Genomic DNA, 9153 nt, shown 5'->3' with positions numbered 1-9153 from the left:
CTTGATTTTGGTATCATTATTGCAGGTCAAACTACACTTGAACATGAGATTGTACTGAAAAACCAATATGGATATGATGTTAAAGATATTCATTTGTATGCTAATACAGCAAACTTCCCGACAGGAATGACTTGTGAATTTAGTACAAGCCAATCTCCTTTTACACCTCAGCCTGATTTAAGACTAAGTGGTGTGCTAAAAAACAACGAAGAAATACCATTCTTCATTCGACTAAAATCTGAATTAGGCGCAACACCTGACGCAAACGGTTCTTTTGATATTATCGTGAGAGCAGATAAAGCCTAATCACAAAAGGTTACGCAAAACAAACTTGCCAACATTGATTACATCACAATCAAAGAAGACAAAGATAAGTTCTACTTCTAAACATGCACATATGCAAACGAAGCTTCCGCTAAACAAAAGATGAAAGACTTGAAAGTTCTTTGGGTTGGCTCAGTAAAAAGCATAAATTAATTAAATTTTAAACATCTCCTTAGCGTTTTTGTTAAGGAGAATTTTTTTGTTTATTTGACAGAACCACTTGGAAGTAACATTCGCAACTGGTGACCGCAATGGTGGTGATAGAAACATAACAGGAAATATTGAAGCTGTTAAAGATAAAAACAAGTCAGTTGTTAAATTGCCACGGCGTCAGCAGGTAAAAAAACTGTTAATGCAACTTGTCTCATATTGTTACACACAAAAGTGATATAATTGTATCAAAAGGATAAAACATTGATTTTATAGGGTAAGGGGCTTTCTCCCCTACCCTATTTTTTATGTTTTTCTAGAATACTTCAATACAAAGAAGGAGATTGATAAAAATGTTATTCACAAAATCAGGAAACAATCAAGCAATCAGTATTCCCTATAACTGGGACGCTAATTATGCAAATGGTAAAAACTTTTGCTGAGTACAACCTACTTACGCAAAAGAAAAGCGATTTCTATTTAATACAGAAAATTCAGGTCATATGTTTTGATTTGTTCGGTCAAGGGATGAAACTATTCTTCGCAATGTCCGATGGTTCCTTTAACTTAAATGGTAGAAGAATTGAAATTGAGTACATTGATGATGAAGATGGAAAAACATATCATTTAACAACAAACACTTTGAAATCAAAGACCTTATCACATATAAAGAAACCTTTACAGATTTCAATAATGTACAAGGGCTACAAAAATCTAATTTAAAGACAATTAACTTTGGTTACAAGGCAACTTAAACGAAAGATGATACTCAATTATTCTTATTATTCTTTCAGCCTGTTGTTTCACTTCCCTTTAATGAGAGTGCTTTTATTGAAGTTAAAATAACTTCTAACAAATCAATGAATGGTCATTTGGAATTCAAATCAAGAGGGATTGAAATAGAACGCTTCTATGCCCCTTTAGAAGCCCATAGAGCAGGTCAAATGAATTTGGTAATCATTAGTTAACTAAGAAAGGAAAATCTCTATGAAAAGATTTTGGTTACATCTACCTGATAAAAATGATTCCTTAGAAATAACTACCACTAATAACAAGTTATCTTTATTTGAGTCTTTCAATGAGAAAGTCTACACAATAGACATAGGAAAATACTCACTTGAAAAATTAGTAGACAACCTTGTTAGCAAAGGCTTAAATGCCAAAATTGGAGAGATTAAATCTCCTAAAAACTCAAAATTAATTGTGTTGTTTTTAGAAAGTTCATTCACAAACGTAAATGGTAATTTTGTTACCTTTATTGGTGGCGTTGAATCTATTGATACAGGAGGTAGACAAGAAGGTAATATAATCCATACTTAATACTAGGAAAGGAAAATACAATTATGGCTCTTATAGGCGGTAATACAGAGAAGAAAGAAATAGGTTTATCTATTGGTGTCTCAGGAACACATGATAAAACTAAAATTAACAAAGACACAGGTTTTTTAGAGTTAGTTGATATAGATGAAGATGGTGAAGGAAGACCTATCTATGTAGAGCAAGGTTCTTGGACTTCTGATGTTATTGATTTGGGCGATATTTTTCAAGACTTTGAGAAAGTATTCTCAGACAGCACAGTAAATGGAGCAAGCTCATTCATTGTATTAACAAGGGTTTCTTCAAATGATTATGATTGGTCTGATTGGGTTCCTATTGCGGAAGATGGAACAATTCAGTCTGAAACTAAACAATATATTCAGGTGAGAATAGACTTATTTGCAGGGTTTGTGTCTGATGTTTTTCTTATAACTAAAAGCGATTTTAATATCAACGAGTTTCTTGAAGAAAATGAAGTAAAAGCAGGTAGCTATATAGTACCTAAATTAACATCAAACACATCTTCCACAGAAGGATTCCCCTTTTCCTCAGGATTTTTCAGTGCAAGTTATAGTAATTGGCACGCTTTTGATAAAAGTACATCAACTTACTTTTGCACTATTGCAGGTCAAACAAGTGGATTTTTAGGATTTAATTTTAACAGTAAAAAAAGAATAACTAAATACAAACTTACAAGCCCTAGTGCTAGTGGTCAAATCAATTATATGCCTAAGAATTGGGTTCTTCAAGGGAGCAATGATACAACAGATGGTGTTAATGGCAATTGGAAAGACTTAGATAAACAGACTAATCAAATATGGACTACAATAAGCACAGAAAAAGTATATGTATTATCAAATAAAACTAAATATCATGCCTACAGAATTAAGTGGTCTGAAAATAATGGAAATGTAACTTATTCAGGCATTGGAGAACTAGACTTTTACGAGGATGGAACAACTTCACTAAAGCTCAGACGTGATTACACATATGATATGAAAATAGATACCAAATGGTCAGATGAAGGAAGTTTGCACAGGATGAAAATTACTCGTAGCCAATGGCAAAGAATTGACAGAATTGAGGTGTTGTAAATGGACATTGTGACAAGCTATGACAATTGGGGTGGAAAAGGCGATAGAAGGAAAATACTTAGTGGTAACCCAGAAGTATTTGATGGAACCGAATCTACCTATATGTATTATGGCAACCTTGCACAAATTAATATAGACATTATTTTTAGTGGTCTAGAAGGAAAATTGTATATTGATGGCATTAAGGTGATTAGAACCAACTATGGTTTTATTAATAAAGAAATACTATTGAATGGTAAATATATAGGAACTTTTAATGATAATGTAGACTCTCCACTACCAATGTTAACAATACGGAAAAACGATAAGTTAACTATCAGAGGGAAAAACAATCAAACAGGTGGAGGAACATACCCTACCTATATCAGAGAAATAGAACTCAAAACATATTTTGTTCCTGATAAGTCTTTTATTTATCATGAAGGAGAGTACAAAAAAGTTAAACGAGAAGAAGTTAACTCAGTGTTCTACAATGGTACAAGTTCTTATATGAGAACAACAAAAGTTCACAAATATAACATAGTGACATTAGAAACTTGGGTTAAACCATATGTAATTTCTAGCTCATATCAAGATATTATGTCAAACGTTGAAAATGGAGGACACTCTATAGGTCTTCTAAATGGAAAACCTTATTCAAGATTTTATTTAAATGGTGCATATAGATATTGTTATGGAAACGAGCTTCCATTAAACCAATGGTCACATATAGCAACGACATTTGATGGCAACACCATACTATTTTATATAAATGGTGTTAAGGTGAGTGAGCTAAAATATAGTGGAGAAGTTTCAAACACATCTGCTATATTCTCAATAGGAGCTAATCCTGCTGTTACTTCGGGTTATATAGAGTATTTTAAAGGAGAAATAAAAGATTCAAGAATTTGGGATGTTGCAAGAACAGAATTACAAATATCAACAAACATGTATCAACTCTCTGAAAAAGATAGTATGTCTGATAATTTAGTAGCATGGTATCCACAAGACGAAACATTTGGTACAGTGTGTAAAGATAAAAGTAAGTATGCTGGTGATGGAACTTATTCAAACACTACTGTTTTATCTGAATACCTCCCTAAAAGAATAGTATCATTTTCTAACACTCTCCCTAGCTCTACCCAATTTTTAGAACATGGTATATCCCTCCCCCCCCTATTTGACAGAGAGGTAACAGAATTAGAACCTACTGAAATGACACTAAAAAAAGACATCTTAGTGTCAGGAGAAGTTGGAAAAGTGTTCAGCAAGCCAATTGACTTAAAAAAGCATTTCGATATTAGAGCTATCCGAACTGAGGTGAGGTAATGAATGATAGAGTTATATGGGATATAAATAATATGTATATAAGAAGTATTAAAGTAGAGGTGAAATAAATGGTAATTACAATAGATGGGAATTGGAGCAACGGAAGTTTAAGAACAGGCGTTTCTAACCTTGGAGGGGTCACTACCAATGGGCTTAGAAGACTAGGAGATGGTATGTTTTATTGTGAAATTCTTTCTGAAAACACAGTGAGTTATAAACATATAGGTGTTGCAACCCCTCTTAATCAAAGTTGGATTAGCTACGGAAAGTTCATGAATGCCCTATATCCACTTGGCTCAGCAGTTGCCGGTGCAACATATGGTATTCTCCTGGACTTAACAGGTACAGTTGGAAAGTTCAGTTGGAACAAAGATGGTGGTGAATTTTCTAGTTGGACAAACTTAATTGATTCACAAGGAAACACGATTAAAGATTTTAGATTAGGTATAGTCGGAAGTTCTTCAGGTGGAGGCACACAATATTTTACCCTCAACTATAAAGCAAAAACATTTAAAACAAAACATAGTGATATTTTAGGTGTGGCTAAAGGAGAAGTTTACACTTTTGATGGCTCTGAGAAACTTCGGTTAGAAAAATCTCTGTTTAAATCTAAAAATAAGACATATTCACTAAAATTAACTGACACTTGGTACAATCTTAAAATGACCTCTAATGATACCCCTTCTCCTTTGGTAGCTAGTGCTAGTAGCATTTGGAGTGCCACTTTCCCTGCTTGGAAAGCATTTAATGGAACAAATAATGATAGTAATGATTGTTGGGTAACAGTTGGTGGCTCAATAGCAGGTTGGGTTCAACTAGATTTCGGTTCCCCTAAATACTGTAATCAAATAAAACTTACTTCCAGGTCAGGAAGTACAGCAAATGCTTGCCCAAAAGATTTCACAATAACTGCATCAAATGATGGTATAGTTTTTGACGAGATAGCAAATATCACAGGACAAACAAAGTGGGCATTAAATGAAACCCGTATGTTTACATTTAAAAATGCTAAAAAATATCGTATTTATAGATTAACAATAATTTCTAATGATGGATATAGTAGTTATAGTGCTATTGGGCAATTACAATTTGGATATAAAGGCAACACTATGATTGGCTTACCTAAAAGTTCACAAGATAACTTTATTAAATATGGTCAAATAGAGCTATTAAAACTAAATGAGCCTATACCAATTAAAAACTACCTTTTACAACGTGAAGTTTCAGAAAATTCAGAAGAAATACGAGCGACACAGTTAGATAGAAAACCTTTAAGTATAGGTTTTAATTAGAGAATTGAGGTGAAGTAATGACGGTAAAACAAATATCCTTCAAGTGTACTAAAGCGAGCTCTTATTACACTATAGGAGGTGTTAGATTCTATGATAGAGAAGGAAACATTTATCCTATAAAATTTTCTACAAAAAATAGCTCAACATCAAATGTATTCTATATTAAAGGAACTGACATAACAGGAACAGTAAATACTACAAATAGTTGGGGTACTTATTATTATGTAGATTCTCCATTTGATACTGATAAATCAATTGTTACTAATTATCCAAGCATTAATTATTGGCTAAGTAACTCCGCAGATACTATAAAAATATCCTTTAATACACCTATAGCTATAAGTAAAATTGACTTTGTTCCATATTGTGCTAATGGCACAGATAGAAAACAAAACTCAGTTGAAGTTGTAGCTATAGATGTAGATGATAGCATAGTACTACAAGAAATGCACAATACTTCAACGTATGTAGAAAACCAAGTCTACTCTATTCAAACACCAAATCTAACTTATTACGACAATGTTTTGTTAAAATCTAACAATAAGATATATTCTTTTAAATCAACCAATACTATATATGAAACAAAAATGACATCTAACACTGTACCTTCCCCATTCGTTGCTAGTGCAAGTAGTGAATATAATTCAAATTATTCTGCTTGGAAAGCTTTTAACGGGACAATAAATACAAACCAATATGACTATTGGTGTACAAACAATATTGCGACAGGGTGGGTTCAAATAAAATATGACTCTAAAAAAATTGTAAATAGAATAAGATTAACAAGTTCAGGAACTACCGCTGAGGTTACAAAAGGAACACCTAAAGACTTTAATATACTAGCTTCTAACGATGGTACGAATTTTGTCAAACTAGGAAAATTTAGTGATCAAACAAATTGGGGCATAGCAGAAACAAGGGAATTTACTTTTTTTAATATGACAGCTTATCAATATTACAGACTGGAAGCCCTTAGTAGCAATGGAGCAACCTATGTTAGCATAGGAGAGATTCTATTTGGATACAACTTAAACTTGTTATATTCATTACCAACTATATCTCAACAAATTTTTGTTGATTATGGTTATACTTCATTAACAAACATAAGTAGACCAATATTTAATGAAATATATATTTTACAAAACCATGTATCAAAAAACGAGGAAGGTCTTTGGGCAACTCAATTAGATAAAAAACCACTCACTATTAGTTTTAAATAGTTTTAAACTATTTAAAATAATGCTGAGTTTTTTTGACTTCTTAATACAATAAGAAAGGAATAATTTTTAATGGCAACAATTGGACAAGCCTTAACTGCTCCTGAGAACGGTTGGAAAAGATATAATGACAACGATATTTTATTTACTTACTCAGGTATACTTATGGAGCAAACTCTAATTATTATAAATCAAATAGAACTCTTTTAAACGAAAACGGTATGATAGCTTTCAATTTCACAGGAAATAAATTGAGAATTATAGGAGTTTCGGGAAGTTCTTCTGATTCTACTAGTGTTAGTATTTTTATAGATGGACGAGAGCATATCATAAACCCAGTAGCACAAAGCTCTATTATGGTTTTTCAATCTTTAGTTTTTGAGAAAAGCTCTCTATCAAATGAAGAGCATAATGTACAAATAAAAAATAATCAATCGAAGTATTTCGCATTTGACTGTATAGATATAGATTCAAATGGAGAATTGAAGCAATTTAAGAAATACATCAAGAAACTAGCACTTAAAAATCCTAGCGATTGTGATAAGATATATTCCCTATCAGAAAACACCCTAATCCACCTTCTAGATAGCTCAGATAAGAACATGATTTTACATGGTATTGAACAGGGTAAAGAGATTCAATTAGATATACCATTTGATAAACATAGACACTTTAATGACACACCTGTTGCTAATGTGAGTGGTAAAGTGTTTACACATGACATTGGTAAGGTTAATACTTTGAACATCATAGAGATTGGAGAGAAAAAGAAATTTGAGCCTATCTATACATGGTACAACACAAACATGACTTCTGATACTGCTCCTGCCCCACTTGTTGCGAGTGCTAGTAGTGTTAACTCAAGTATATATGGGGCATCTAAAGCTTTTGATGGTAACACAGTAGATAGTTCATAATATAACACGTGGGCTTCTGCATCTGGTCAACACCTAGAGTCATGGTTAAAACTAGATTTTGGAACAGAGAAGAAAGTGAACCGTATAGCTCTAACAGCTCGTAGAATTGAAAATATTGACCAAATGCCAAAGACCTTTACTATAGAAGGCTCAAATGATGACACACAATGGGCAGAACTAGGCAGCTTTAGTAAAGATGATTGGCAAGGAATAACAACATATATATTCAATCTAAAATATGGTAGTTATAGATATTTCAGAATAGTAAACCATACAACAAACGGTAGTAACGTAGCGTCATGGTGCGAAGTTAAATTTGGATATAAAAGAGAGGTGAAGTAAATGGCAACAACAGAGCAATTAATGAAACATTATGGTGTCGCATGGTTTGGATTTGATGAAGCAAGTGGAAACGTTGTAGACAAGCTAGGTAATGGCTATACAGGCACAGTTACAGGAGCTACTAGAGTTAGTGGTTGGAATGATGAAGGTCACGCAATGGATTTTAACGGTAGCAATCAATATATTACTACTAATTTAAAACCGCCAACAGGCGAATTAACCGTCAGATTCAAAATTAAAGTAAGAGGAGACTTTTCTCAGCAATACAATGTTTTTTCAACGCAAGGATGGACTACAACAGGTAACGGTATTGATATAGCTATAAGAGGTACTGACCCTATCAATAATGGAAAGGTAGTAGTAAGGGTTAATAACACATCAAACCCAGTATTCTCTGATAAGAAATTAGAGACTGATAGATGGTATGATATTATGGTTTCAGTCAATTTTTCAAAACAGGTTTGCCATATTTATATTAATGATAGTATATCATCTATTGGATTCTTAGACCAATTAGTTACTAGTCATACTAATAATCTTGTAATAGGGCGAACATCTATCAGTAATGCTAATCAATATCTTAATGGGCAATTAGATGATTTACAAATCTACAACAAAGCTCTCTCCCCTTCTGACTTCACACAAAAACGTTTAGTAGTTAAAACAACAGACAATAAAAACCTTGTTTTATCCCCTAACACAGCTCGTGTAAAAGAGATTCCAAACACAGCAGAATATATGATGTTAGCTCAAGGTGGAGTTATAAAAGAGATTGATTCATCAGTTAAAACACCACCTATTGATTTTACTAAAACCACAACTGAATATGAGATTGTGACTAATAACAGAACACCACTAGGTAAAGGCAGAATGTTTACTATTCCTATCAGCAATGATTTTAAAACTGCAATGATTGAGGTCAACTATTAAACTAGTTGTCCTTTTAATATGGAAAAATACTGGAGGTCAATACAATGGCTAATAGTAAAGATAATTTAAACAAGTATATTAGGAACGACCTGTGAGTTTAGTACAAACCGATCTCCTTTCACACCTCAGCCTGATTTAAGACTAATTGGTGTGCTAAAAAAACAACAAAGAAATGCCATTCTTCATTCGACTAAAATCTGAATTAGGCTCAACACCTGACGCTAACGGTTCTTTTGATATTATCGTGAGAGCAGATAAAGCC

At 32.9% G+C, this 9153-nt stretch carries 10 protein-coding genes and 1 pseudogene; all 11 read left to right on the top strand.

Annotation, left to right across the window (positions count from 1 at the left end; all coding sequences use genetic code 11):
- Window positions 1–306, top strand: a 306-nt coding sequence (locus tag B1B04_RS25875) for a hypothetical protein (RefSeq protein ID WP_170939084.1), incomplete at its 5' end; no start/stop codon positions are given.
- 585 nt (window positions 307–891) lie between these two features.
- Window positions 892–1197: a hypothetical protein gene (locus B1B04_RS25040; protein WP_079564440.1), complete on the top strand. Its 306-nt coding sequence runs from the start codon at window positions 892–894 to the stop codon at window positions 1195–1197.
- A 264-nt stretch (window positions 1198–1461) separates the two neighbouring features.
- Complete coding sequence (locus B1B04_RS25035; protein ID WP_079564437.1) at window positions 1462–1794, top strand: hypothetical protein; 333 nt, start codon at window positions 1462–1464, stop codon at window positions 1792–1794.
- Window positions 1795–1817: 23 nt separating this feature from the next.
- Entirely contained in the window at window positions 1818–2885 is a 1068-nt protein-coding gene (locus B1B04_RS25030) for a hypothetical protein (RefSeq protein WP_079564435.1), read from the top strand.
- Window positions 2886–4193, top strand: coding sequence for a LamG domain-containing protein (locus B1B04_RS25025; RefSeq protein WP_079564432.1), 1308 nt, complete (start codon window positions 2886–2888; stop codon window positions 4191–4193).
- Between the two features lie 68 nt (window positions 4194–4261).
- Window positions 4262–5485: a discoidin domain-containing protein gene (locus tag B1B04_RS25020; RefSeq protein WP_079564429.1), complete on the top strand. Its 1224-nt coding sequence runs from the start codon at window positions 4262–4264 to the stop codon at window positions 5483–5485.
- A 17-nt stretch (window positions 5486–5502) separates the two neighbouring features.
- Window positions 5503–6705 (top strand): discoidin domain-containing protein, encoded by a 1203-nt coding sequence (locus B1B04_RS25015; RefSeq protein WP_079564427.1) that lies wholly within the window; start codon window positions 5503–5505, stop codon window positions 6703–6705.
- Between the two features lie 69 nt (window positions 6706–6774).
- Window positions 6775–6912 carry a hypothetical protein gene (locus B1B04_RS25870; protein WP_170939083.1) on the top strand — a complete coding sequence of 46 codons (138 nt, stop codon included), beginning with the start codon at window positions 6775–6777 and terminating at the stop codon, window positions 6910–6912.
- Window positions 6913–6953: 41 nt separating this feature from the next.
- On the top strand, window positions 6954–7619 hold the full coding sequence (locus tag B1B04_RS25010) for a hypothetical protein (protein ID WP_079564424.1): 666 nt from the start codon (window positions 6954–6956) through the stop codon (window positions 7617–7619).
- A gap of 18 nt (window positions 7620–7637) precedes the next feature.
- Window positions 7638–7961, top strand: a pseudogene (locus B1B04_RS25005) (discoidin domain-containing protein); the annotation flags it as partial.
- Window positions 7962–8891: a LamG domain-containing protein gene (locus B1B04_RS25000; RefSeq protein WP_079564419.1), complete on the top strand. Its 930-nt coding sequence runs from the start codon at window positions 7962–7964 to the stop codon at window positions 8889–8891.
- The last annotated feature ends 262 nt before the right edge of the window (window positions 8892–9153 follow it).

Source organism: Lysinibacillus sp. KCTC 33748, from assembly GCF_002237755.1.
In the GTDB taxonomy this organism is placed as follows: Bacteria; Bacillota; Bacilli; order Bacillales_A; family Planococcaceae; genus Lysinibacillus.
The sequence above is the reverse complement of the archived record's forward strand: the minus strand, read 5'-3'. Positions and strand labels throughout refer to the sequence as shown.

Bases quoted from the DNA above. Each gene is read 5' to 3' on its own strand.
- B1B04_RS25040 (WP_079564440.1), top strand. From the start codon at position 892: ATGCAAATGGTAAAAACTTTTGCTGAGTACAACCTACTTACGCAAAAG.
- B1B04_RS25035 (WP_079564437.1), top strand. From the start codon at position 1,462: ATGAAAAGATTTTGGTTACATCTACCTGATAAAAATGATTCCTTAGAA.
- B1B04_RS25030 (WP_079564435.1), top strand. From the start codon at position 1,818: ATGGCTCTTATAGGCGGTAATACAGAGAAGAAAGAAATAGGTTTATCT.
- B1B04_RS25025 (WP_079564432.1), top strand. From the start codon at position 2,886: ATGGACATTGTGACAAGCTATGACAATTGGGGTGGAAAAGGCGATAGA.
- B1B04_RS25020 (WP_079564429.1), top strand. From the start codon at position 4,262: ATGGTAATTACAATAGATGGGAATTGGAGCAACGGAAGTTTAAGAACA.
- B1B04_RS25015 (WP_079564427.1), top strand. From the start codon at position 5,503: ATGACGGTAAAACAAATATCCTTCAAGTGTACTAAAGCGAGCTCTTAT.
- B1B04_RS25870 (WP_170939083.1), top strand. From the start codon at position 6,775: ATGGCAACAATTGGACAAGCCTTAACTGCTCCTGAGAACGGTTGGAAA.
- B1B04_RS25000 (WP_079564419.1), top strand. From the start codon at position 7,962: ATGGCAACAACAGAGCAATTAATGAAACATTATGGTGTCGCATGGTTT.